We start from the raw sequence: 25433 nt of genomic DNA on the forward strand, positions 1-25433 counted from the left end.
GGCCGTTCAAGCCGCGGCGGCGGGCTCGGCGCTGATGCCGTGCAACAGCATCTGCTCGGCCACGGTGGCGATGCCGAGCCGGGCGATGCGGCCGCGCCGCTCGGCGTCGACCATGCTGGTGATGACCGTGATCAACAGTTCGGTCAGGGCGGCGGCGGTGATGTCGACGCGGAACACGCCTTCGCGCTGGCCGCGCAGGAAGAACGCATCCAGCGTTTCCTGGTAGCCGGACCAGCTCTGCATGATGTCCGCCTGCATCTCCATGTCCGGCTTCCAGTTGTACATGAGGAAGACGGTCAGTTCCTTATGGGCCAGGTGTTGCTCGATCAGGTTGCGCAGCGCCTCGCGGGTCGGGGCGGCGTCCAGCCGCGAATCGGCCAGGGTCTGCTTCATGACCTGCGCGCTGTGCGTCATCAGGCGCGTCACCAGCTGGTCGCGCGTCTTGCAGAAGCGGTACAGCGTGGCCTTGCTGACGCCCACGGCCTTGGCCAGTTCCTGCAGGGTGGCGCGCGGCTGGTCGACCATGGCCTGGGCCAGCGCGATCAGCAGGCGTTCGTGACCCGCATCCTCGGACATCGTGTCTCCTTTTCCTCATTGTGCCGTTGGTGGAACGGCTATTGGATCATGTGGGGTTCAAATTGCGCAAATCTTCGTCAAATTGACAAGTTAAATCTTGTGAAGCCGCAATAAGAACCTTAACGGAATTAAATGAATCATTATTGATTCAAATTGACCTTTAAGATACCATTCGACTCTTGTTAAGTTCAAGACGCCACGGGCGGGAGGTATCGAAGTGATCAAGCATCAACCCTGGCGTTGGCCTGTCATGGCGGTGTTGGCCGCCGGTCTGGTGGCCGGACTGGCCGGTTGCGGCGGCGACAACGCCCCGACCGCCGTCGCGGAACCCCGCCCCGTGCAGGTGCTGGCGGTGCAGCCGCAGCGCTATGCGCTGGCCAGCACGCTGCCGGGCCGGGTCGAGCCGATGCGCGTGGCCGAGGTCCGCGCCCGCGTCGCCGGCATCGTGCTCAGCCGTGAATTCGAGGAAGGCGCCGACGTCAAGGCCGGCGACGTGCTGTTCCGCATCGACCCGGCGCCGTTCAAGGCGGCCCTGTCGCGCGCCGAGGGCGACCTGGCCAAGGCCGACGCCGCGCTGTCGGACGCCCAGGCGGTGGTGCGGCGCTACACCCCGCTGGTCAAGATCGAGGCCGTCAGCCAGCAGGACTTCGACACCGCCACCGCGGCGCTCAAGAGCGCCCAGGCCGCGCGCCGCTCGGCCCAGGCCGATGTCGAGACCGCGCGCCTGAACCTGGACTACGCCACCGTCAAGGCGCCGATCTCCGGCCGCATCGGCCGCGCCCAGGTCACCGAAGGCGCGCTGGTGGGCCAGAACGAGGCCACCGTGATGGCCAAGATCCAGCAGCTCGATCCCATCTACGTCGACTTCACCCAGCCGGTGGCCGACATGCTGCGCATGCGCACCGCCATGCAGACCGGCGAGCTGGGCCAGGAAGAGGGCGCCGCCATCTCCATCAGCATCGACGGCACCGACCGCACTCGCAGCGGCCGCCTGCTGTTTTCCGACATCGCGGTGGACCGCGGCACCGGCCAGGTGTCGCTGCGCGGCGAGTTCGCCAATCCGGACGTGCTGCTGCTGCCGGGCATGTACGTGCGGGTGCAGACCCGCCAGGGCGTGGACCCGGACGCCATCCTGGTGCCGCAGCGCGCCGTGGTGCGCAGCACCGACGGCAAGCCGCAAGTGTTGCTGGTGGGCCAGGACGACGTGGTCGAGACGCGCGCGGTGCGCACCGGCACCATGCGTGGCGCCGACTGGCACATCGTCGAAGGCCTGGCAGCGGGCGACCGGGTGATCGTCGGCGGCGTGAACGCCGCCGTGCCCGGCCAGAAGGTCAGCGTGACGGCGGCGCCGCCGGCCGACAAGGTCGCGGCCGCGCCGGACGCCGTGTCGCGGCAGTGACGACCATGCCGACCCTTCCTTCTTCTTGCCCGCAGGGCCGGCCGTCGCGGCGGCCGGTCGCCCTGCGCCGCCCATCCTTCCGAGGATAGATCATGTCCAGGTTTTTCATCGACCGCCCCAAGTTCGCGTGGGTGGTGGCTCTCTTCATCTCGCTCGCCGGCCTGCTGGCGATCCCGTCGCTGCCGGTGGCGCAGTTTCCGGTGGTGGCGCCGCCCCAGGTGACCATCAACGCGGTCTATCCCGGCGCCTCGGCCAGCACGCTGGTCGACTCGGTCACCAGCGTCATCGAGGAGGAGCTGAACGGCGCCAAGCACTTGCTGTACTACGAGTCGTCCAGCAGCTCCAGCGGCAGCGCCGAGATCACCGTCACCTTCGAGCCCGGCACCGATCCGGCGCTGGCGCAGGTGGACGTGCAGAACCGCATCAAGAAGGCCGAGGCGCGCCTGCCCACGGCCGTGACGCAGCAGGGCCTGCAGGTCGAGCAGGCCAGTTCCAACTTCCTGATGATCTACGCCCTGACCTACAAGGGCGATGACAGCGGCAAGGACGTGGTCGGCCTGTCCGACTACGCCGCGCGTCACGTCAACAACGAGATCCGCCGCGTCGACGGCGTGGGCAAGGTGCAGTTCTTCGGCGCCGAGGCCGCCATGCGCGTCTGGATCGACCCGCAGAAGCTGCTGGGCGTGGGCCTGTCGGTGGCCGATGTCAACGCCGCCATCGCCGCGCAGAACGTGCAGGTGCCGGCCGGCAGCTTCGGCAGCCGGCCCGGTTCGCCCGAGCAGGAACTGACCGCCACGCTGGCCGTGAAAGGCACGCTCGACACGCCCGAGGAATTCGGCCGCATCGTGCTGCGCGCCAATGCGGACGGTTCGTCGGTGCGGCTGGCCGACGTGGCGCGCATGGAAGTCGGGCGCCAGAGCTACGACTTCGAGACCCGCCTGAACGGCCGCAAGGCCGTGGGCGCGGCGGTGCAGCTGGCGCCGGGCGCCAACGCCATCAACACGGTCAAGGCGGTCAAGCAACGCCTGCAGGAACTGTCCGCCTCGTTCCCCGAGGACGTCGCTTATTCGGTGCCGTTCGACACCTCGCGCTTCGTCAGCGTGGCCATCGAGAAGGTGGTGCACACGCTGATCGAGGCCATGGTGCTGGTGTTCCTGGTGATGTTCCTGTTCCTGCAGAACGTGCGCTACACGCTGATTCCGGCGATCGTGGTGCCGGTCTGCCTGCTGGGCACCTTCGCGGTGATGTCGGTGCTGGGCTTCTCGGTCAACATGATGACCATGTTCGGCATGGTGCTGGCCATCGGCATCCTGGTGGACGACGCCATCGTGGTGGTCGAGAACGTCGAACGCATCATGGCCGAGGAAGGGCTGTCGCCGCGCGAGGCCACCATCAAGGCCATGGGCCAGGTGTCGGGCGCCATCATCGGCATCACCATGGTGCTGGCGGCCGTGTTCCTGCCGCTGGCCTTCATGAGCGGCTCGGTGGGCGTGATCTATCGCCAGTTCTCGCTGTCGCTGGCGGTGTCGATCCTGTTCTCGGGCTTCCTGGCGCTGACCTTCACGCCGGCCCTGTGCGCCACCTTCCTCAAGCCCATTCCGAAGGGCCACCACGAGGAAAAGCGCGGCTTCTTCGGCGCATTCAACCGCTTCTTCACGCGCCTGACCAGCCGCTTCGAATCGCTGAACTCGCGGCTGGTGCGCCGCACCGGGCGCTACATGGTGATCTACGCGGCCATCGTGGCGATGCTGGGCGTGCTGTACACGCGCCTGCCGGAATCGTTCGTGCCGCCGGAAGACCAGGGCTACGTCATCGTCGACATGCAACTGCCGCCGGGCGCCACGCATCTGCGCACCGACAAGGTGGTGGCGGACGTCGAGCAGCACCTGATGTCACTGGACGCCATGGGCGATGCCTTCACCGTGATGGGTTTCAGCTTCTCCGGCACCGGCCAGAACGCGGGCATCGCCTTCCCGACCCTGAAGGACTGGTCGGAGCGCGGCAAGGGCCAGTCGGCCAATGACGTGGCCGACAGCGTCAACGGCCGCTTCGCGGTGATCGATGACGGCACGGTCATGGCCGTCAATCCGCCGCCCATCGAGGGCCTGGGCAACTCGGGCGGCTTCGCGCTGCGCTTGCAGGATCGTGGCGGCGTGGGCCGCGCGGCGCTGACCGCCGCGCGCGACGAGCTGTTGGCCAAGGCAAACAGTTCGCCGGTGATCGCCTACGCCATGATGGAAGGCCTGGCCGACGCGCCGCAGCTGCGCCTGGACATCGACCGGCAGAAGGCCGAGGCGCTGGGCGTGGGCTTCGACGTGATCAATACCGCGATCTCGTCGGCCTACGGCTCGGCCACGGTGAACGACTTCGCCAACGCCGGCCGCCTGCAGCGCGTGGTGGTGCAGGCCGACGTGCGCGACCGCATGACGCCGGAAAGCGTGCTCAAGCTGAACGTGCCCAACAAGTCGGGCGGCATGGTGCCACTGGCCGCTTTCGTCGAGACCCGCTGGGAAACCGGCCCGGTGCAGGTGTCGCGCTACAACGGCTATCCGGCCTTCAAGATCGCCGGCGACGCCAGGCCGGGCCACAGCACCGGGGAGGCGATGGCCGAGATCGAGCGCATCGCGTCCGAGCTGCCGGCCGGCATCGGCTACCAGTGGACCGGCCTGTCGCTGCAGGAAAAATTCGCCGGCTCCCAGGCCCCGATGCTGTTCGCGCTGGCCTTCCTGGTGGTGTTCCTGCTGATGGTGGCGCTGTATGAAAGCTGGGCGATTCCCGCGTCCGTGATGCTGATCGTGCCGATCGGCGCGCTCGGTTCGGTGCTGGCGGTGACGGTGCTGGGCATGCCCAACGACGTGTACTTCAAGGTCGGCCTGATCACCATCATCGGCCTGGCCGCCAAGAACGCCATTCTTATCGTCGAATTCGCCAAGAGCCTGCGCGAGCAAGGCCATTCGCTGGTCGACGCCGCGGTCGAGGCAGCCAAGCTGCGCTTCCGGCCGATCGTGATGACCTCGCTGGCCTTCATCCTGGGCGTGGTGCCGCTGGCGCTGGCCAGCGGCGCCGGCGGCGCCAGCCAGCGCGCCCTCGGCGTGGGCGTGATCGGCGGCATGCTGAGCGCGACCTTGCTCGGGGTGATTTTCGTGCCCGTGTTTTTCGTGTGGGTGTTGTCGCGGATCAAGGCCCGGAAGGCGGCAACGCCGACGCCGGCCGCCGCCACCGCATCGCAGGAGTGAGAGTGATGAATCCGACTTTTATCAGCTCGCGGCTCGCCGCCGCGATCCTGGCCGCTGCGCTGGCTGGTTGCTCGATGGCGCCCACCTACCAGCGGCCCGAGGCGCCCGTGCCTTCGACCTGGAACCAGTCCGCGGCGGGCGGCCCGGCGTCGGCCGCCGCGACGCTGGACTGGCAGTCGTTCGTCACCGACGACGGCCTGCGCCGGCTGGTGACGCTGGCGCTGGACCACAACCGCGACCTGCGCCAGGCGCTCTTGAACATCGAGGCGGCGCGGGCCCAGTACCGGGTGCAGCGCGCCGACCGCCTGCCGGGCATCAACGCGCAGGGCAGCGGCACGCGCCAGCGGGTGCCGGGCGACCTGAACAGCAGCGGCAGCGCCGGGGTGCAGAGCAACTACCAGGCGGGCATCGGCCTGACCTCGTTCGAGATCGACCTGTTCGGCCGGGTGCGCAGCCTGTCCGATGCCGCGCTGCAGGAGTACCTGGCGACCGAGGCCACGGCCCGCGGCGCCCAGATCAGCCTGGTGGCCGAAGTGATCCAGGCCTACCTGGCGCGCGACAGCGCGCTGCGCCGGCTGCAGGTCACGCGCCAGACGCTCGAGAGCCGCGAGGCCTCGCTCGACCTGACCGCCAAGCGGCGCCAGGCCGGCTCGGCCACGGCGCTCGATTACCAGGAAGCGCTGGGCCTGGCCGAGCAGGCGCGGGCCGACCTGGAGCGCATCGACCGCGAAGCGCGCCAGGCCGGCAATGCGCTGGCGCTGCTGGTGGGCGTGGGCGACCTGGGGCCGTTCCTGCCCAAGGGCCTGGCCGATGGCCCGATGCTGGTGCAGGAGATCGCGGCGGGCGCGCCGTCCGAACTGCTTGAGCGGCGGCCCGACATCGTGGCCGCGGAGCATCAACTGCGGTCGCGCAACGCCAGCATCGGCGCGGCGCGGGCGGCGTTCTTCCCGAGCATTTCGCTGACCGGCATGTTCGGCAGTTCCAGCGCGGAATTGTCGAACCTGTTCGACTCGGGCCAGCGCGCCTGGTCGTTCGCCCCGCAGATCACGCTGCCGATCTTCGCTGGCGGCCGCAACACCGCCAACCTGGACCTGGCCAATGCGCGCAAGGACATCGCCGTGGCGCAGTACGAAAAGACGGTGCAGTCGGCATTCCGCGAGGTCTCGGACGCGCTCGCCGCCACCGACACGCTGCGGCGCGAGGAAGCCTCGCGGCTGGCGCTGACGCGTTCCAGCGCGCAGGCCATGCAGTTGTCGGAAGCGCGCTATCGCGGCGGCGTCGACAGCCACCTGCGCTACCTGGACGCGCAGCGCCGCGCCTATGCGGACCAGCTGTCCTACATCGAGGTGGCGACGCAGCGCCAGGCGGCCCTGGCGACCCTGTTCAAGGCGCTCGGCGGCGGCTGGCTGCCGTCGGCGCCGGCGCCCGTGGCGCCTGGCGCCGACAAGGGCGCCGCGCCCGCGGGCGGGCAGGCGCGCGGTTGAGCATGGCCATGATGCGCCTCGCCTGGCGGCCGGAGATCGGCCAGGGCGAGGCCGCGGATGGCCTTGAATGCCGTCAGGCCTTGCGCAGGTTCGCGCCGGTGCGCGGCGTCGCTGCCTCTGGCGCGGCGCTGCGGCCGCCGCGTCCGATCAGCCACACGCACAACGCCGACACCACGCCCGAGAACAACACGTACAGGCAGATCAGCCATGGCTGGCCATTGCCGGTCTTGAGCAGGGCGGTGGCGATGATCGGCGTGATGCCGGAGGCGAAGATGCCCGAGAACTGGTAGACGAACGAGATGCCGGTGTAGCGCACCTTGGCGTCGAACAGCTCGCAGAACAGCGCGGCCTCGGGGCCGTAGACGGCGGCGTAGAAGATGCCGAACGGAATGATGATGGCCAGCCACACCAGCATCACGCTGCCCTGGCTGTTGAGCATCAGCCAGAAGCCGGGGAAGGCGGCCACGGCCGTGATCAGCGAGCCCCAGAAGTACACCCGCGTGCGGCCGATGCGGTCGGACAGCCGGCCGAAGTAGGGGATGGTGAAGCACATCACCAGCGCTGCCGCCATCACCCCAGTCAATGCCTCGGTGCGCGTGATCTGCAGCGTCTGCGTCAGGTACGAGATCGAGAACACGCCGAAGACGTTGAAGAACACGCCGTCGATGTAGCGCGCGCCCATGCCCTTGGCGACGTTGCCGGGATAGCGGCGGATCATGTCCATGAACGGAATGCGGCTCTCGGCGTTGTCGCGCTTGACCGCGGCGAACTCGGGCGTTTCCTTGATGTTCAGGCGGATGTACATGCCGACCCCGACCATGGCGGCCGACGCCAGGAAGGCCAGGCGCCAGCCCCAGGCCATGAACTGCTCGTCGGTCAGCAGCGTCGACAGCAGCGCCACCGTGCCCGAGGCCAGGCACAGGCCGATCGCCAGCCCGATCTGCGGCAGCGAGGCGTAGAAGCCCTTCTTGTCCGGCGGCGCGTATTCATAGGCCATCAGCACCGCGCCGCCCCATTCACCGCCCAGGCCGATGCCCTGGAACACGCGCAGCAGCAGGAGCAGGATCGGCGCCCAAAGGCCGATGCTGTCGTAGGTGGGCACCAGGCCGATCAGGAAGGTGGACACGCCCATGATCATCAGCGTCATCACCAGCATGCTCTTGCGGCCGATGCGGTCGCCGAAGTGGCCGAACACCAGCCCGCCCAGCGGCCGGGTGATGAAGCCCACCGCGAAGGTGGTGTAGGCCAGCATGGTCGAGACGAGCGGATCGCCGGTGGGGAAGTACAGCTTGTTGAACACGATGCCGGCAACCACGCCGTACAGGAAAAAGTCGTACCACTCGATGGTGGCGCCGATCAGCGACGCGGCGACGACTTTGCGCACCGCGGTTTCGTTCTGCTTGGCCATGCCTGTCTCCTTTGGTGGGGCGGGCGGCACTCTGCGGTGCCGCGCCGCGTGTTGCGGTCAGTTCATGTCATGCCGCCTGTTTCAGCGTCGGTTGCGCCTGCGCGCGCGGCCGCGCCGCGTGCAGGTCCTGCAGGATGAAGTCGGCCGCGCGTTCGGCCAGCATCACCACCGGCACGTTGGTGTTGCCCGAGACCAGCGTCGGCATGATGGAGCAATCCACCACCCGCAGCCCGCTCACGCCGTGTACCCGCAGGCGTTCGTCGACCACCGCCATGGGGTCGCTGCGCGGGCCCATTTTCGCGGTGCCCGACGGATGGAAGATGGTGGCGCCGTACTCGCGGCAGAAATGCAGGATCTCGTCGTCGCTCCGGACGTCGGGGCCGGGCCGGAATTCGCGCTTCATCAGCCCGGCCAGCGGCTCGGTGGCGGCCAGCCGGCGCGCGTACTTGACCGCCGCCACCGTCATGCGGCGGTCCAGCTCGGTGGACAGGTAGTTGGGCTGCATGGCCGGAGCCTCGAACGGATCGGTGCCGCGCAACTGCACCGTGCCGCGCGACGAGGGCCGCAACTGGCACACCGAGTAGGTGCAGCCCGAGAACGGATGCACCTTGCCGCCGGCCATGTCGGCCGACAGCGTGGCGAAGTGGAACTGGGTGTCAGGCGTGGCGCTGGCCGGATCGACGCGGCAGAACAGGCCGCCCTGGTTGATGCCCACCGCCAGCGGCCCGCCCCGGAACAGCAGCCATTGCAGCCCCATCGCGGCGCGCCCGTGCAGCGTGCGCAACTGGTCGTTGGTGGTGATTGGTTGGCGCGTCTCGTAGATCAGGCGGATCTGCAGGTGGTCCTGCAGGTTCTCGCCCACGCCCGGCAGGTCGCGCACCACGCCGATGCCGAAGCGGCGCAGCAGCGCAGCGGGACCCACGCCCGACAGTTGCAGCAGCTGCGGCGATTGCAGCGCGCCGGCGCACAGGATCACCTCGCGGCGGGCGCGCAGGGTGCGCACCTGGCCGTCCTGGCGGTAGCGCACGCCGCAGGCGCGGCTGCCCTCGAACAGCACCGCCATGGCGTGCGCGCCGGTCTCGATGCGCAGGTTGGCGCGGCCCCGCGCCGGCCGCAGGTAGGCCACCGCGGTGGAGCAGCGGCGGCCGTTGCGGGTGGTGAGCTGGTAGTAGCCCACGCCTTCCTGGTCGCCGCTGTTGAAGTCGGTCACGTGCGGTAGGCCGAGCGCGCCGGCCGCGCCGATCAGGCCCTCGACCAGCGGATGCGGCGTCTTGATCGAGGTGGCGTTCAGCGGCCCTTCGGTGCCGCGCGTGGGGCCGGCGCCCAGGTCGTTGTTCTCCAGCTTGCGGAAGTAGGGCAGGCAATCTTCCCAGCTCCAGCCCGGGTTGCCGGCGGCGGCCCAGTCGTCGTAGTCGCGGCGCTGGCCGCGGATGTAGATCAGGCCGTTGATGGCGCTGGAGCCGCCCAGCGTGCGGCCGCGCGGCCAGTAGATGCGGCGGTTCAGCATGTTGGGGTCGGGCTCGGTGTAGTAGCCCCAGTTCAGCACCTTGTGGAACATGGTCTTGCCGTAGCCGATGGGGATGTGGATCCACGGCGATCGGTCCGGCGGCCCCGCCTCCAGCAGGCAGACCGAGTGCTGGCCATTGGCGCTCAAGCGGTTCGCCAGCACGCAGCCGGCCGATCCGGCACCTACCACGATGTAGTCCACGGCTTCGGACATGTCTGCTTTCCTCCTTGGTCTGGCCGTGCCTGCGCGCGGCGACTCCCGCGTTCGGACGGCGCGTTTACCCTGCTTGCCGCCACGCCGGGCACTTATATACTGGCCTGATGCGAGGGGGGCGCGGCGACGCGCAAAGGTTCCGTATCTGTGGCGATTCTAGGAAGCGGCCACGGGAAAGAAAGCGCGGCAAGCGCGGGAACGGGGAAATGGAACAGAACATGGATCTTCGGTTTCAAAATCGCAGTGCAGCATCGCCGCGGACCGATACCGAGGCCGGCGAGCCGCAGGACGCCGCGCGTTCGCTGCGCGCGCTGCTGGTGCTGGACTACCTGGCCCGCGCCCAGCATCCGCCCACGCTGGCGCAACTGGCGCAGCGCCTGGACATGCCCAAGTCCACCCTGATGCGCCTCTTGGCGTCGATGCAGCGCGCCGGTTTCGTCGCCGCCACGCCCACCGAGAACGGCTACGTGCCGGGACCGCAAGCCACCGCGCTGGCGCTGTCGACGCTGCGCGCCTCGGCCTTCACGCGCGCCTGCCGCGCGGTGCTGGCGCAACTGGTCGGCAAGCTGGGCGAGACCTGCAATCTCACCGCGCCCGACGGCGACCAGGTGATCTACATGGAACGGGTCGAAACCGCCGAGCCGCTGCGGTTGTTCTTCGCGGTCGGCAGCCATGTGCCGATGCACTGCACCGCCAGCGGCAAGCTGTTCCTGGCGTCGATGAACCGGCTCGAGCGCGGCCGGGTGCTGGCGCGCCTGCCGCTCACGCGCAACACGCCGCGCACGCTGACCGACCCGGCGCGGCTGGAGGATGAACTGGAACGCCTGGCCACGCGCGGCATCGGCATCGACAACGAGGAGTTCGTGCGCGGCATGAGCGCAGTGGCGGTGCCGGTGCGCGACGCGCAGGACCGCGTGGTGGCGGCGGTGGCGTGCCATGCGCCCACCGCGCGGCTGATGCTCGATGATTTGCTGCGCGCGGTGCCGGTCTTGCAGGGCGCGGCGCAGTCGATGAGCGCGGTGCTGGCCGAGCACCGGCCGGGCGGCTGAACATCAGCCGTGGGGTTGAGAACGGTCCAGGCGGTTGAGACAGCCCGGACGTCTGCGGCAGGCGGCCGGCGCCGCTACCCGCGCAGCGCCCGGCCCTGGCGCCAGGCCTGCGCCAGCACGCCGGTGGCGCCGATTGCGAGGGCCGCGAGCATGGCGGCGGCGCCCGCGATGTCGAGCAGCACGCCCGCCGCCAGCGGCGCGGCGATGCGCGTGAGCGCGAAGACGCTGGACTGGATGCCATAGTCCAGCGCCTGCAGGCCCGGCCGCGCATGCGACATCATCAGCCCGAACACCAGCGCTGCCGTGGCGCCCATGCTGGCGGCCACCGCCATGGCGCAGGCCACCAGCACGGTGGACGCCGCGTCCAGCCCGACCGCCAGGGCCAGTGCCGCCAGGGCGGCGGCGCCCAGGCCCGCGTGCAGCGGCACCGCCAGGCCCGGCCCCAAATGCTTGAGCAGGCGCGCGCCCGCGATGCTGCCAACGGCGCCGACCGCGCCGCCAACCACCCCCACCAGCCACGCCACGCGCTCGGGCGCCAGGCCGTGGTCCAGCAGCAGCGGCTTCAGGTAGAACCAGCCGGCGCCGATGAAGGGGAACAGCAGGGCCAGCAGCGGCAGCCAGCGGCGGCTGGCGGGCAGGCGCAGGTAGGCGATGGCATGGCGCGTGGCGATGGCGCCGTCGTCCGCGCGCTCGGCCTCCACGGTGTCCGCGGTTTCCCGCAGCAGCAGCGTCAGCGCCGCGCCCAATGCCAGCGCGGCTGCCATGATCAGGAACGGCGCCTGCCAGCCCCAGCGCGCCTGCGCCAGCAGCATCAGGCCGCCGCCGGCGATCGCGCCCAGGCACAGCGCCATCGAGCGGATGCCGCCGGCCCAGGCGCGGCTGGCCGCCGGCAGCACGCGGATCGCCAGCGCATTGACGGGCACATCGGCCCAGGTGCCGGCCAGGGCGGCGGCCGCCGCCAGCGCGAACAGCAGGGCGCCATCATTCAACAGGTCGCGCCAGCCCAGCGCGAGCAGCACGGCGGCGTACGCCAGCAGCAGCGCCACCGTCCAGCGCCGATAGCCGCCACGGCCCGCGCCGCGCCGGTCCAGCGGCATCGCCAGCAGGAACTTGAACACCGTCGGCAGGCTGGCCAGCTGGAACAGGCCGATGGCGGTGCCGGACCAGCCGTGCTGGCGCAGCACCAGCGGCAGGCCCAGCCACAGATAGACGCCGGGCGCGGTCAGCGCCAGGTTGAGCCAGCCGAACAGGGCCTGGGCCAAGCCGTGGCGCAGCGCCGGCCTCATGGCGCGGTCCGCCGCGCCGACAGCACATGCAGCGGCGCCAGCGGAAAGCGGTCGGAATCGAAGCCGCGCACGTCGGCGAAGCCGGCGCCGCGCAGCGCTTCGGCCAATTCCCCGTGGCGCGTTACGCGCCGGCCCAGCAACAGCATCGGCAGGTAATAGCGCAGCACGCGCGCGGCGGCGTCGGCGTCGTCCGGGATCTCGGCGTGCGCCATCACCAGCAGCCCGCCCGGCGCCAGCGCATCGTGCATCTTGCGCAGCGCGGCGGCGGCGTCGGGCACGAAGTGCAGCACCGACGAGCACCAGATCAGGTCGTAGCCGGCGCCGATGTCGGCCGTGGCCAGGTCGCCGCCCACGGCCACCATGCGGTCCGCCAGCCCGGCGGCGGCGATGTTCTCGCGCGCCACGGCGGCGGTCTCGGGCCAGTCGAACACCACGCCGCTGGCGTCGGGGCGATCCTGCACCAGCGCGATGCCGATCAGGCCCGGGCCGCCGCCCAGGTCCAGGATGCGTCGCGCCGCGTCGGCACCGGGCACGCAGGCGACCGCCTCGCGCGCGGCGGCCACGGCCAGCACGCGCTGTTCCTGGCCGATCTGCACCCGCGCCGCCTGGGCCCAGCCGCCGGCCTCGGACGCGGCGCCCGGCGGGGCGGCGAGCGCGGCGGCGGGATCCTGGCGCAGCCGTTGCGGCAACTGCTCGCCGGATTGCGCCAGCGAGCGGCGCCGGTAGCGCCAGGCGTCGCCGCAGTAACCGGGCCGGCCCGCCACGAAATGGGCGCGCGCCGTGGCGCCGCAGCGGTACAGCGCGGGTGCGCCGGCGATGCGATGCAACAGGCGCAGGCCCCACAGCAGGTCCAGCAGGTGTTCGACGGCGGCGGGGCGCAGCGCCAGCGCCTGCGCGACCTGCGCCGCGCTGGCCGGCGCCGCCAGGTGCGCGAACAGGTCCAGTTCCAGCGCGGCGTCCAGCGCGGCGGTTTCGACCGGCGCGGCGGCCAGGTCCCAGTAGCGTTGCAGGGGCAGGGGAGAAGTCGGCATGTGAGGGTTCCTTGGTAAGCGGTTCAAAGGCGCCAGGTCAGGCGCAGGCCCAGTTCGCGCGGCGGGCTGTAGACGGTGACGATGCCGTTCTGGTAGCCCACCGCGTCGTAGCGGCGGTTGGCCAGGTTGTTGACGTAGGCCGAGATCTCGACCTGCCGCACCGTGACACCCGCGGCCAGGTTGACCAGCGCGTAGCCGTTGCGGCGGTAGCGGTTGGCGGCGTCCAGGTAGACCGGGCCGGTGCCGCTGACCGAGGCCTGCGCGTACCAGCCGGCGGGCGCGTCGTAGCGCGCCGTCAGGTGGCCATTGACGCGCGGCGCGAACGGGTTCTGGTTGCCGCCGTAGTCGTTGGCGCCATCGCGGAAACGGCTGAAGCGGGTGCGGTTCAGCCCCAGCCCGGCCTGCAGCGACCAGCCCTGGCCCAGCAGGTATTCGAGTTCGAATTCGGCGCCGATCGAGCGCGCCGACGCGGCGTTGGTGACGTACACCAGCCCCGGCAGCGGCATCTGCTGCACCTGCATGTTGTCGACCGTCATCAGGTACAGCGCGCCGGCATAGCGCAGGCGGTTGCCGGGCAGCCAGCCCTTGGCGCCGATCTCGTACGAGCGCAGGGTTTCCGGCTGGTAGGCGGCGTAGTTGGCCGCCGGCGAGAACACGTTGTAGCCGCCGGCGCGGAAGCCGTCGGCCACCGAGGCATAGACCTGCTGGCGCGGCGCGAAGGCGTATTGCAGCGCCAGCTTGGGCGTGACGCGGGTCCAGTCGGCGCGGCGCGCGCTGTCGCCGCGCGGGGTGAAGCGCAGCGCGTCGCGTTCGACCCGGGCGCCGGCTTCCAGCGTCCAGCGTTCGGCCAGCGGCACGGTCCAGTGGGTGAAGGCGGCGCTGGACTGGCCGCGCAGCTGCACCACGCTTTCGGTCAGGCCGCGCGGCATCTTCTGGGTGTTGCGCAGGTCGTGGTCGTCGCCGTCGGCGTACAGGCCGGCCAGCCATTGGGCGCGGCCCAGCGTGCCCTCCACGCGCAGCTCCTGCGACAGATTGCGGAAATGGTGGTCGCGGGCGATGTGCAGCAGGTCGGCGGGCTGGAAGTCGGTGTCCTGCTGCACTCGGTCGCGCAGGTCGTTCCAGGCCGTGACCGAGGTCAGGCGCAGGCCGCCGTCCAGTTCGTGGCGCAGCGCCAGCGACGCGCTGCGGCCGATGGAGCGGTTCCAGCTGGGCGTGCCGGAGGCCACCGTGGCGCGGGGCGCCGTGGGCGAACCCCACAGCGCGGCGCCGTCCTGGTAGTTGATCTGGGCGTAGCGCAGCGTCGCCTCGGTGCGTGCCGACGGCGTCCAGCGCAGCGCCAGCTTGCCGTTGCGCAGCTCGCGGTCGTCCTCGCGGCGGCCGGTGTAGGTGTTGTCGATGAAGCCGTGCTGGCTGCGCCAGGCGCCGGCCACGCTGGCGTAGAGCGTGTCGTCAACGATCGGTCCACTCAGGTCGAAGCGCAGCATGCGCAGGTCGCGGCTGCCGACGGTGGTGGAGACGCTGCCGCGCACGGTATCGCCGGGCGGGCGGGTGTAGACGTTGATGACGCCGGCCTCGGCATTGCGGCCGTACAGCGCCGATTGCGGGCCGCGCAGGACTTCGACGCGGTCGATATCCAGCAGCTGGTCGTCGAAGCCCTGCGCCATCAGCGTGGGCACGCCGTCGACCACCAGCAGGGTCGAGGTCGAGAACGAAAAGAAGTTGGCCGACAGGCCGCGCATCACGGCCGCGTTGACGCCTGCCTGGCCGAACGGCTGGAACGTCAGGCCGGGGGTGATGCGTTGCAGTCCGTCCAGGTCGAGGACGCCCTGGCTTTCAAGCATGTCGCCATCGAACACCGACAGGCTGCCGGGCAGGGATTCGAGCGCGCGCTCCTGCTTGTCGGCGGTGACGGTGATGGCGGGCAGTTGCGCGGCGGTCTGCGCCAACGCGGCGGGCGTGGCGCACAGCCACAGCAGGGCCCAGGCGGCGCGGGGGTGGGGAAAAGGGCGGATCATCGGGATTCCTGTGCATGCAGTCACGGCGGCCCAACGTGCGGCGCCGTCCCGAAGATGGTATTTCTTTATGCGAACGACTATCATTAGCATTCATATGCGAGCCGGATCCATTCGTATGCGATCCGGCACATGCCTTCTTTCACCCCGGCGCCACTTGCGCCGCCGACCGTCGACGCCATGTCCCTGCGCATCTCCGCCACGCTCGCCCGGCCCGGTCCTGGCCCCCGTCCCGGCTGGTCGCGGCTGGCCCTGCCCGCCGACCTGGGCGACTGCCACGCCGATCGTCTGGACCTGGGCGACGGCCTGGCGCTGGTGCATTCGCAGTACACACCCGCCCGCGACCTGATCGAAGAGAACGCCGCCGGGCAGGGCGGCCGCACATTGGTCATCACGCTGGCCCTGGGCGGGGTGTCGGCCTATCGCGGCGCGGACGGCGCCGAGCTGGATTTCCGCGGCGGCCATACCACGGTGACGGCATTCCGCCGCCACCTGGGCGAGCGCCGCTACCTGGGCGGCGCCACCGTCTCGCAACTGCGCCTGCTGGTGGGCGAGCCGGCGCTGCGGCGCTACGCCGGCGAGGCCCAGGCCGAGGCGCTGTTCGGCGCCGGCGGCCTGCAGCGTTTGGCGCAGGGTCGCACCAGCGCCGACCTGGCCGCCGTCGCGGCCGAGCTGGCGCGGACCGACGATCCGCTGGACACGCACATCAAGGCGCTGACGCTGTTGTCGCGCCAGTTGCGCGCGCTGGCGCCGACACCGGCGCCGGGCCGGCTCAGCCAGGCCGACATCGCGCGGCTGGAGCGGGCCCATGCGCTGATGCGCGAACAGATGGACCGGGAGCTGACGCTGCAATACCTGTGCCTGGCGACCGGGCTGAACGAATTCAAGCTCAAGCAGGGCTTTCGCGCGCTATACGGCGACAGCCCCATGCGGCTGCTGACCGGCATGCGCATGCGGCGCGCCTGGGAATTGCTGGAAGGCGGCTGCCAGGTGGCGCAGGCGGCCTATCAGGTGGGCTATCGCCATCCGGCCAACTTCAGCGCGGCCTTCACCCGTTTCCACGGCCGCGCGCCCAAGTCGGTGTTCGGCAAGCGGCGTTGACGCGGCGGGCAACGATGTCGTTGCCCTTCGTGTGTTGCCCTTCGTGCGTTGGCCTGGCGCGTGCCCTAGTGCGCCGCCCGTGCCCGCCGCCGCGACACGCTTTCCCACCCGGCCACCAGCATCATGATCAGCGTCGTCAGCCCGCCCACCATCAGGTTGTCGGTGACGAACGCGATCGGCGCCAGCATCGCCAGCAGCACCAGCCCGATCACGTGCGACAGCGGAAAGCGGCCGTACACCACCGTCTTGTAGATGCCGTTGCCCAGCAGGTACAGGGCCGGGCCGCCGAGCAGCGCCGCCGCGGCCGCGGTGACGATGCGGCCGTCCGGGTGCAGGATGACCAGTTCATTGGCCACCGCCGAGACGATCACGCCGGCGATCAGGATCACGTGCACATAGTGGAAGTAGGCCCCGACCCGGCCCGGATCGGCGTGGTGGGCGATGGCCTCGCTGCCGTCCTTGCTGCTGGTGTCGAAGTACACCCACCACATCGCCGCCGTGCCCAGGAACGCGGCCAGCAGCGCGATCAGGGTGGGGATGTCCCAGTGCGGGTGTTCGCCCAGCGTGGCGCCGGTGATCAGCAGCGTCTCGCCCAACGCCACGATCACGAACAACTGGCAGCGTTCGGCCAGGTGGCCGCCCTCGATGGTCCATTCGCGGGTGGTGGAGCGGCCCAGGCCCGGCAGCCAGAAGCCGGCCATGGGCGACAGGTATTCGCAGGCCACCGCCAGGATCCACAGCACCAGCCGCGTATCGCCCGAGGACAGGCCGCCGGCGATCCACAGCACCGCTGAAATGCACAGCCAGCCCAGCATGCGGCGGAAATTCGGCGCCAGCGGATGCGACGGCCCCAGGTGCAGCACCACGAACAGCGTGCGGCCCACCTGGATCAGCACATAGCAGATGGCGAAGATCAGCCCGTTCTCGCCGAAGGCGCCGGGCAGCACGGCGGCCGCGACCAGCCCCACCAGCATCACGCCGAACAGCATCAGCCGCATCGGCAGCGCGTCGGGGTCGAACCAGTTGGTGACCCAGCAGGTGTATTGCCAGCCCAGCCACACCGCGAACCACAGCACCAGCGTGTGCAGCGCGCCCATCAGGGTCAGGTCGTGCAGCAGGCTGTGCGACAGCTGCGTGACGGCGAAGACGTAGACCAGGTCGAAGAACAGCTCGACAAACGTGACGCGGGCTTCGTGGCCGTCGCGGTGGCGCAGCAGATTGGCGCTGGCGAGGAATGTCATGGCGGGCGCTTCCTGTCCGGTGGAGGGGCGCCGCCAGATTACTCCCGGCCGCGCGCGCCGACCGTAAATAATTCAAAAGACGTGGCGCGGCCGCGACGCGCCCCGGTTCAGTGCCCGGCCGGCGCGTCGCCGTGGCCGCCCAGGTCGCGGTTGCGCGAGCGCACCAGCGCGGCTGCCAGCGCCGCCGCCACGGCCGCGATCACGGCGCCGGCCAGGAAGGTCACGCGGTAGCCGCCGGCCAGCGCCGCCACCGGCGCCGCGCCCGCCGTGGCCAGGGCGGCGGTGCGGGCTGCGGCCAGGCTGGCCAGCACCGCCAGTCCCAGCGCGCCGCCCATCATGAAGGCGGTGTTGACCATGCCGGACGCCAGGCCGGACTGGCTCGGCTCGACGTCGCTCATGGCGGCCAGCAGCATCGGGTTGAAGGCAATGCCCGCGCCCAGGCCCAGCAGCAGCATGCCGGGCAGCACGTCGGCCGTGAAGTGGCCGTCGACCGGGGCGCGCGCGAACAGCGCCAGCCCCAGCGCCGCCATCAGCAGCCCGGTGGCCAGCGGCGCGCGGATGCCAAAACGCATCACCAGCTTGGCCGACAGCCCCAGCGAGAACGCCGCCATGATCAGGTTGGCCGGCAGGAACGCCAGCCCGACCTGCATGGCGTCATAGCCCAGCACCAGCTGCATGTACAGGGCCGACACGAAGAACCAGGCGAACATGGCCGCGGCCCACAGCACGCCGACCACGTTGGCAGTGGCGACGTTGCGCAGGCGGAACAGCGCCAGCGGCATCAGCGGTTCGGCCACGCGCGATTCGATCACGAGGAACAGCGCCATCAGCAGCGCGGCCGCGCCCAGCAGGCCGAGCGACTGCGCCGAGGTCCAGCCGGCCTCGTTGCCGTTGACCACGGCGTACACCGCCAGCATCAGCGACGCGGTGACCGCCAGCGCGCCGGCCACGTCGAGCTTGCCGCCCGCCGCCTGCGCGGCGGCCGCCGGCAGCAGGCGCAGGCACAGCGCGTAGACCACCGCGCCGATCGGGATGTTGACCAGGAAGATCCAGTGCCACGACAGCATGCTGGTCAGCAGCCCGCCCAGCAGCACGCCCAGGCTGCCGCCGCCCGCACAGACGAAGCCGTACACGCCCATGGCGCGGGCGCGTTCGCCGGCCTCGGTGAACAGGTTCATGATGAGCGACAGCGACACCGCCGACACCACCGCGCCGCCCAGTCCCTGCGCGGCGCGCGCGGCGATCAGCAGCCCCTGGCCCCGGGCCAGGCCACAGGCCAGCGAGGCCACGGTGAACAGGACCAGGCCGGCCAGGAACATGCGCCGGTGGCCGAGCAGGTCGCCCAGCCGTCCGCCCAGCAGCAGGAAGCCGCCGAAGGTCAGCATGTAGGCGTTCACCACCCACACCAGCGAGGTCTCGGTGAAATGCAGGTCTTCGCGGATGGACGGCAACGCGACGTTGACGATGGTGGTGTCCAGCACGATCATCAATACGCCCAGGCACAGCACCATCAGTGCCCACCAGCGTTGCTTGCCCTGTATGCCATGCGTCATGGATCTCTCGCTCCATCCGCTTGTGGCGGATTGGGTTGTCAGTGGTTGAGCCGCCCGCCGCTGACCATCCACCGCGTGTCGTAGCGGTCGATCAGGGCGCCGTAGGCTTCGGCCCAGAAGGTTTTCTGGAGCGGCATGGTAACGCTGCCGCCCTCGGCCAGCATATCGAACACGCGTTGCGCGTCCGAGACGGTGGGGTAGGCCAGCGACAGCGCCATGCCCTGCTTGCCGGGATAGGGATGGCTGGTGGTGGCGTCGCTGGCCATCAGCACCTGTTCGTCCAGCGCCAGGCGGGCGTACATGATGCGTTCGGATTCTTCGATCGACAGCGCCGGCATGGCGGCGTCGGCGGGCGCATCCGCGTAGCGCACCATGGCCTCGACGCGGCCGCCGAGCACGCGTTCGTAGAAACGCATGGCCTCGGCGCAGTTGCCGTCGAAACTGAGGTAGGCGGAAAGTTGGGGCATTGCGGGTTCCTCCTTGTGGCCGACCCTGATTCTCGCATCCGCGGCGCCGTCCGGGAAACCTCTTATTGCCCGCGGTCCGCGCGCATCCCTATGATTCACCACAGGATCAGCACTGATCCGCACGCGCCGGCACTGCCTGGCGCCGCAGTGCCCCGCAGCAATGATTGCTGCCCGAACCTTCGTCTGGCTATAGAAGCCCCCGACTCACACGCGATGCGTGGTCGGGGGCTTTTTTGTTTTCCGAAACGTTGCAGGGAGATCGCATGCAAGTATCACCGCCGCCGGACGCCGCCGCGTCCGCGATCCACGTGGCCAGTGTGCAGACGGCCCCCGTCATGGGGGATGTCGCCGCCAACGTGGCCCGATCCATCGAGCTGGCCGAGCAGGCCGCCGCGCAGGGCGCGCGGCTGGTGGTGCTGCCCGAGCTGGCCAACACCGGCTACATGTTCGCCAGCCGCGAAGAGGCCCACGCGCTGGCCGAAGCCGTGCCCGACGGCCCCAGCTCGCAGGCCTGGATCGCGCTGGCGCGGCGCCTGGGCATCTACCTGGTGGCCGGCATCGCCGAGCGCAGCGGCGGCAAGCTGTACAACGCCGCCCTCATCGCCGGCCCCGACGGCTACCTGGGCACCTACCGCAAGCTGCACCTGTGGGGCGACGAGAACCTGTTCTTCGAGCCGGGCGACCTGGGCCTGCCGGTGTTCCACACCGCGCTGGGCCGCCTCGGCGTGGCGATCTGCTACGACGGCTGGTTCCCCGAGGTCTATCGCCTGCTGGCGCTGCGCGGCGCCGACATCGTCGCGGTGCCGACCAACTGGGTGCCGATGCCCGGGCAGACGCCGGACGGCCCGGCCATGGCGCACGCGCTGGCGATTGCCGGCGCCCACAGCAACGGCCTGACGCTGGTGTGCGCCGACCGCGTCGGCGTCGAGCGTGGCCAGCCCTTCGTCGGCCGCAGCCTGATCGTCGGCTCGCAGGGCTGGACCACTGCCGGCCCCGCCAGCCACGACCGCGAAGAGGTGCTGCTGGCGCCGGTGGACGTGATGGCTTCGAGGCGCGCGCGGCAACTGAACGACTTCAACCACGTGCTGCGCGATCGGCGCCGCGACCTTTACGACGAACTGCTGGGCGCCACCGATGCGCCGCGGCAGCGTTGAATACAACGGCGGACAGCCGGCCCCCAAGGAGAAATCCCCATGAAAAAACCCACTTGCAGCTTCCTCATCCGACTTTCCTTCATCGCCGCGCTGACCGGCGCGGCCGGCGCGCACGCGGCCGACCCCTTGCGCATCGGCGTGCCGGTGGGCCTGTCGGGCGCCAACAGCGTGGTCGCGCCCGGCGTGGTGCAGGCCTCGCAGCTGGCGGCCGATGAGATCAACGCCGCCGGCGGCATCCTCGGCCGCCAGGTGGTGCTGGAGATCGCCGACGACGCCTCGGGCGCCGTCGGCGCGCAGAAAGCCTACGACACGCTGGTGTTCCAGAAGAAGGTCGACGCCATCATCGCCATGGAAACCAGCGCGGCGCGCAACGCGGCGCTGCCCATCGTCTCGCGCGGCAAGGTGCCGTACATCTACACCTCGTTCTACGAGGGCCGCTCGTGCAACCGCTGGATGCACGTCAACGGCTGGGTGCCCGAGCAGCAGGTGGCGCCGGTGGTGGACCACTTCATGAAGGAACGCGGCGCCAAGACCTTCTTCCTGGTCGGCAGCGACTACGCCTTCGGCCGCGGCATGCTCAAGTTCACCCGTGAATACATCGAGAAGCAGGGCGGGCGCGTGGTCGGCGAGGAATACCTGCCCATCGACGGCTCCGACTGGACCCCGGTGGTGTCCAAGATCCGCTCGGCCAATCCGGACGCGCTGATCAGCTCGACCGCCGGCGGCGGCCCCAACGTCAGCCTGGCCAAGCAGGTCAAGGCGGCCGGCCTGACCATGCCCTACGGCAACCTGGCCATCGATGAAGCCACCGCCAAGACCATGGGCGACACCGCCGTCGGCATGTACCTGTCGGCCTCGTACCTGACCAGCATCGATACGCCGCAGAACCACAAGTTCCTGGACGGCCTGAAGGCCAAGTTCGGCGCCGACGCCAAGACCGCCAACGAGTTCTCGGGCCCGCAGTACGAAGCCTTCTTCCTCTACAAGGCGGCGGTCGAGAAAGCCGGCAGCACCGATTCGCAGAAGGTGGTGCAGGCCCTGAGCGAAGTGTCGTTCGACGGCCCGCGCGGCCCGGTCAAGATGGACCGCCAGCGCCACGCCGCCCTGACCATGCGGCTGGGCCAGGTGCAGCCGGACGGCTCCATCAAGATCCTGCAGACCTTCGACCAGGTCGATCCGGGCGCGCAATGCCCCGACCTGAAGTGACGCGGCAAGCCACACCCTGCGCGCCGCCGGTCCGCCGGCGGCGCTGGAGAACGCAATGGGTTTGATGCTGGACATCCTGAGCACGGCCGCCATGCTGTTCATCGTGACGGCCGGGCTGATGATCATCTTTGGCGTGATGAAGATCGTCAATTTCGCACATGGCGCCATCATCACGCTGGGCAGCTACGCCGCCCTGGTGGTGACGCGCCTGGGGCTGGACCCGTGGCTGGCGCTGCCGTGCGCGCTGGTGGCGGGCGTGCTGGTGGGCATGCTGGTCGAACGCCTGATCGTGCAGCCGCTGTACAAGCGGCCGCTGGACGCCATCCTGGCCACCTGGGGCCTGGGCATCGTGATCGGCCAGCTCATCACCATGGCCTTCGGCCGCGAGGTGCAGTTCGCCGACGCGCCGATCCAGGGCGCGGTGCCGTTCCTGGGCACCGAGTATTCGGCCTACCGGCTGTTCCTGGTGCCGGGTGCGCTGCTGCTGTACGTGGCGCTGACGCTGCTGCTGAACGGCACGCGCTTCGGCGTGCGAACCCGCGCCGTCATCATGAACGAAGACCTGGCGCGCGGCCTGGGCATCAACGCCGAACGAATCCGCTTCACCACCTTCGCGCTGGGCGCGGGGCTGGGGGCGCTGGCCGGCGCGCTGATCACGCCGCTGTCCAGCGTCGACCCGAACATGGGGCTGCCGTGGCTGGTCAGCGCCTTCATGCTGGTGATGGTGTCGGGCAACTCGATCACCGCGCTGCTCCTGACCTGCCTGGTCTATGGCGCCTGCCAGGTGCTGGTGGGCGTGTACATCAGCCCGATCCTGGGCGGCGTCACCATCGCGGTGCTGGCGGCCCTGACCCTGCGCCTGCGTCCCAAAGGATTCGCCCATGACTGATTCTTCCCTTGCGCAACCGGCGCTGGCGGCGCGCGCCGATCCGCGCCGCGCCGCCCATGGCCGCGACCTGCTGTGGCTGGCCATCGCCTGCCTGGCGCTGACGGTGGCCGGCCCCTGGCTGTTCGACACCTATCTGTTGAACGTGCTGATCAAGGCGCTGTTCTTCGCGGTGGCGGCGGTCACGGTCGATATCCTGTGGGGCTACACCGGCTACCTGACCTTCGGCCAGTCGGCCTTCTTCGGCGTCGGCGCCTACGCGGCCGGGCTGGCCTTCACCCATTACGGCTTTTCGCCCGGCATCGCGCTGCTGGCCGCGCTGGTGGCGGTGGGCGCGGCGGCGCTGCTGGCGCTGGCCACCGGCTGGCTGTCGTTCTATCGCGGCGCCTCGCCGTTCTTCGCCACCGTGATCTCGCTGGTGTTGCCCATCGTGCTGACGCAGGTGGCGCTGTCGGGCGGCACCTACACCGGGTCCTCGTCCGGCCTGACCGGCTACGACACCTTCGACCTGTCGCTGGAAGCCTGGTACGTGATCGCCGCCGGCGGCCTGTCGATCGTGGCGCTGCTGGCCTGGGTCGCGGTGCGCAGCGACGGCGGCCGCATCCTGGCCGCGCTGCGCGACAACGAGGGCCGCTGCAACTACCTGGGGCTGAACACCGCCCACTGGCGCATCGTGCTGCTGGCGGTGTGCGGCGCGGTCGCCAGCCTGGCGGGCTTCGGTTATGGCGCCTTCAGCGGCGTGGTCGCGCCGGAACTGACCGGCTTCGTGTTCGGCACCGAACTCATCATCTGGGTGGCGCTGGGCGGACGCGGCACGGTGTGGGGCCCGGTGCTGGGCGCCGTGCTGATCAACGTGGCCGGTTCGTACCTCAGCGGCAACATGCCGTTCCTCTACCAGCTGGTGCTGGGCGTGACCTTCATCCTGGTGATCCTGCTGCTGCCGCGCGGACTGCTGCCGCTGTTGCTGGCGCCGTGGCGCCGGCGGCGCGCGGCGCCAGTGCCTGAGCTGGTGGTGCGTGCGCCCGCCACCGCGTCGGCGGCGGGCGCCGCTCCCGGCCACGGGACCAGCGCCTCGGGCGGCGAGGGTGGCCTGATGCTGGCGGGCGTGGCCAAGCGCTTCGGCAGCCTCAAGGTGCTGGAAGGCATCGACCTGCGGGCGCGCGGCGGCGAGCTGCTGGGCCTGATCGGCCCCAACGGCGCCGGCAAGACCACGCTGATGCGCTGCATCGCCGACGGCGCCGAACGCAGCGACGGCTCGGTCGAACTGTGCGGCCACGCGGTCAAGCGCGAAGGGCCCGAGCAGTGCGTGCGTTACGGCCTGGGCCGCAAGTTCCAGAACGCCAACATCTTCGACACGCTGACGGTCGCCGAAAGCCTGCGCATCGCCACCACGCTGCGCGAGCGGCCGTCGTGGCGGCGCCGGTCGCCGCGACTGGCGCTGCCGGCCTACGCGCTGGAGGTGCTGCGCATGACCGGCCTGGACCAGCAGCTGGACCGCGTGGCGCGCGACCTGTCGCACGGCCAGCAGCAGGCGCTGGAACTGGCCATGGTGCTGGCGCTGGAGCCGCGCGTGGTGCTGCTGGACGAACCCACCGCGGGCCTGAGCAAGGACGAACGCGCCCGCATCGGCCAGGTGCTGTCGGCGCTGGCCCATACCCACGGCCTGTGCTGCCTGCTGGTCGAGCACGACCTGGACTTCGTTGCCGAGGTGGCCACCCGCATCATCGTGCTGCACCAGGGCCGCATCGTCATGGACGGCAGCTTCCGCGAAGTGGCCGAATCCGAACTGGTGCGCACCATCTACGCCGGCAACGCGCCGGCCGGGCAGGGCGCCCAGCCCGGCAATCCGCTGGCATCCCAACCACAAATAGGAGCCCAGCCATGAACGCCGCCCCGGCCTTGCGCCTGGACCACGTCGCCAGCGGCTACAAAGGCGCCGTGGTCCTGAACGACATCTCGCTGTCCGTGGCCGGCGGCGCCTGCGTGGCGCTGCTGGGCAAGAACGGCATGGGCAAGAGCACGCTGCTCAAGACCGTGATGGGCTACCTGCCCAAGCTGCGCGGCAAGGTCAGCCTGGGCGGCGTCGACGCCACCCGGCTGCGGCCGCACGAGGTCGCCCGCCGCGGCGTCGCCTACGCCGCCCAGGACCAGCCGCTGTTTCCCGACCTGAACATCCGCGACAACCTGCGCCTGGGCCTGCCCAATGACCGCCTGTTCGACGAGCGTTTCGGCGAGATCGCCGAGCTGTTCCCGGTGTTCGCCAGCCGCCTGCGGCAATACGCCGGCACCCTGTCCGGCGGCGAACAGAAGATGCTGCTGGTGGCGCGCGGCCTGATGCAGCGGCCCGCCTTGCTGCTGCTGGACGAAATCACCGAAGGCCTGCAACCCTCGGTGATCGAGCGGCTGGGACGCGCCCTGAACTGGGAACGCGAACGGCGCGGCACGTCCATGTTCATCGTCGAGCAGAACGTGGCCTTCGCGCTGGACGTGGCCGACCGCTACCTGGTGCTCAAGCAGGGCGCCATCGTCGACCAGGGCGAGGCTGGCGCGCCCGGGGCCACCGGCCATATCATGGACCACCTGAAAGTCTGAACCCCGCATGAACCCCGTTCGAGCACAAGGAT

General features: G+C 70.2%; 19 protein-coding genes. 10 read left to right on the top strand and 9 right to left on the bottom strand.

The features are described 5' to 3' along the window. Positions 1-6: 6 nt before the first annotated feature. Entirely contained in the window at positions 7-576 is a 570-nt protein-coding gene (locus AC1HFW_RS06110; RefSeq protein WP_479282245.1) for a TetR/AcrR family transcriptional regulator, read from the bottom strand. Between the two features lie 250 nt (positions 577-826). On the opposite strand from AC1HFW_RS06110, the gene AC1HFW_RS06115 reads away from it, so the two are divergent. The 3 genes from AC1HFW_RS06115 (at position 827) to AC1HFW_RS06125 (ending at position 6695) form a co-directional block, all read left to right on the top strand. Continuing rightward, positions 827-1975, top strand: coding sequence for an efflux RND transporter periplasmic adaptor subunit (locus AC1HFW_RS06115; protein ID WP_479282247.1), 1149 nt, complete (start codon positions 827-829; stop codon positions 1973-1975). Positions 1976-2067: 92 nt separating this feature from the next. Further along, on the top strand, positions 2068-5211 hold the full coding sequence (locus tag AC1HFW_RS06120; protein ID WP_479282249.1) for a multidrug efflux RND transporter permease subunit: 3144 nt from the start codon (positions 2068-2070) through the stop codon (positions 5209-5211). Between the two features lie 5 nt (positions 5212-5216). Beyond that, positions 5217-6695: an efflux transporter outer membrane subunit gene (locus tag AC1HFW_RS06125; RefSeq protein ID WP_479282251.1), complete on the top strand. Its 1479-nt coding sequence runs from the start codon at positions 5217-5219 to the stop codon at positions 6693-6695. A gap of 73 nt (positions 6696-6768) precedes the next feature. Here AC1HFW_RS06125 and AC1HFW_RS06130 read toward each other — a convergent pair whose 3' ends face one another. Both AC1HFW_RS06130 and AC1HFW_RS06135 read right to left on the bottom strand, forming a co-directional pair. Then, positions 6769-8103, bottom strand: a complete 1335-nt coding sequence (locus tag AC1HFW_RS06130; protein ID WP_479282253.1) for an MFS transporter — start codon at positions 8101-8103, stop codon at positions 6769-6771. Positions 8104-8170: 67 nt separating this feature from the next. Next, positions 8171-9823 carry a GMC family oxidoreductase gene (locus AC1HFW_RS06135; protein ID WP_479282255.1) on the bottom strand — a complete coding sequence of 551 codons (1653 nt, stop codon included), beginning with the start codon at positions 9821-9823 and terminating at the stop codon, positions 8171-8173. A gap of 206 nt (positions 9824-10029) precedes the next feature. Here AC1HFW_RS06135 and AC1HFW_RS06140 point away from each other — a divergent pair, with 206 nt between their 5' ends. After that, entirely contained in the window at positions 10030-10872 is an 843-nt protein-coding gene (locus AC1HFW_RS06140) for an IclR family transcriptional regulator (protein WP_006394545.1), read from the top strand. 74 nt (positions 10873-10946) lie between these two features. Here AC1HFW_RS06140 and AC1HFW_RS06145 read toward each other — a convergent pair whose 3' ends face one another. Genes AC1HFW_RS06145 through AC1HFW_RS06155 form a run of 3 tightly spaced genes read right to left on the bottom strand, consistent with a single transcriptional unit; the run spans position 10947 to position 15204 of the window. Continuing rightward, a complete protein-coding gene (locus AC1HFW_RS06145; RefSeq protein ID WP_479282257.1) occupies positions 10947-12158 on the bottom strand; it encodes an MFS transporter in 1212 nt (403 codons plus the stop codon). After that, on the bottom strand, positions 12155-13189 hold the full coding sequence (locus AC1HFW_RS06150) for a class I SAM-dependent methyltransferase (protein WP_479282259.1): 1035 nt from the start codon (positions 13187-13189) through the stop codon (positions 12155-12157). Before AC1HFW_RS06150 ends, AC1HFW_RS06145 begins: the two co-directional genes overlap by 4 nt. A 23-nt stretch (positions 13190-13212) precedes the next feature. Beyond that, positions 13213-15204: a TonB-dependent receptor gene (locus AC1HFW_RS06155; protein ID WP_479282261.1), complete on the bottom strand. Its 1992-nt coding sequence runs from the start codon at positions 15202-15204 to the stop codon at positions 13213-13215. A 177-nt stretch (positions 15205-15381) separates the two neighbouring features. On the opposite strand from AC1HFW_RS06155, the gene AC1HFW_RS06160 reads away from it, so the two are divergent. Then, entirely contained in the window at positions 15382-16302 is a 921-nt protein-coding gene (locus AC1HFW_RS06160; protein WP_198487677.1) for a helix-turn-helix transcriptional regulator, read from the top strand. A 65-nt stretch (positions 16303-16367) separates the two neighbouring features. On the opposite strand, the gene AC1HFW_RS06165 is transcribed toward AC1HFW_RS06160, so the two are convergent. The 3 genes from AC1HFW_RS06165 to AC1HFW_RS06175 form a co-directional block, all read right to left on the bottom strand. Then, on the bottom strand, positions 16368-17543 hold the full coding sequence (locus AC1HFW_RS06165; RefSeq protein ID WP_479282263.1) for a low temperature requirement protein A: 1176 nt from the start codon (positions 17541-17543) through the stop codon (positions 16368-16370). Positions 17544-17650: 107 nt separating this feature from the next. Then, a complete protein-coding gene (locus tag AC1HFW_RS06170; protein ID WP_479282265.1) occupies positions 17651-19096 on the bottom strand; it encodes an MFS transporter in 1446 nt (481 codons plus the stop codon). A 38-nt stretch (positions 19097-19134) separates the two neighbouring features. Continuing rightward, positions 19135-19563: a VOC family protein gene (locus AC1HFW_RS06175; RefSeq protein ID WP_061071478.1), complete on the bottom strand. Its 429-nt coding sequence runs from the start codon at positions 19561-19563 to the stop codon at positions 19135-19137. A 263-nt stretch (positions 19564-19826) separates the two neighbouring features. Here AC1HFW_RS06175 and AC1HFW_RS06180 point away from each other — a divergent pair, with 263 nt between their 5' ends. Genes AC1HFW_RS06180 through AC1HFW_RS06200 form a run of 5 tightly spaced genes read left to right on the top strand, consistent with a single transcriptional unit; the run spans position 19827 to position 25401 of the window. Further along, a complete protein-coding gene (locus AC1HFW_RS06180) occupies positions 19827-20717 on the top strand; it encodes a nitrilase family protein (protein ID WP_006394553.1) in 891 nt (296 codons plus the stop codon). A gap of 39 nt (positions 20718-20756) precedes the next feature. Continuing rightward, positions 20757-21923, top strand: a complete 1167-nt coding sequence (locus tag AC1HFW_RS06185) for a substrate-binding protein (RefSeq protein WP_238890709.1) — start codon at positions 20757-20759, stop codon at positions 21921-21923. A gap of 55 nt (positions 21924-21978) precedes the next feature. Then, positions 21979-22812, top strand: coding sequence for a branched-chain amino acid ABC transporter permease (locus AC1HFW_RS06190; protein WP_006394555.1), 834 nt, complete (start codon positions 21979-21981; stop codon positions 22810-22812). Beyond that, a complete protein-coding gene (locus AC1HFW_RS06195; protein WP_479282268.1) occupies positions 22805-24694 on the top strand; it encodes an ABC transporter permease subunit in 1890 nt (629 codons plus the stop codon). Before AC1HFW_RS06190 ends, AC1HFW_RS06195 begins: the two co-directional genes overlap by 8 nt. Beyond that, on the top strand, positions 24691-25401 hold the full coding sequence (locus tag AC1HFW_RS06200; protein ID WP_479282270.1) for an ABC transporter ATP-binding protein: 711 nt from the start codon (positions 24691-24693) through the stop codon (positions 25399-25401). The genes AC1HFW_RS06195 and AC1HFW_RS06200 overlap by 4 nt, the downstream gene beginning before the upstream one ends. Positions 25402-25433 lie beyond the last annotated feature (32 nt).

The organism is Achromobacter sp. ISS7, assembly GCF_056523125.1.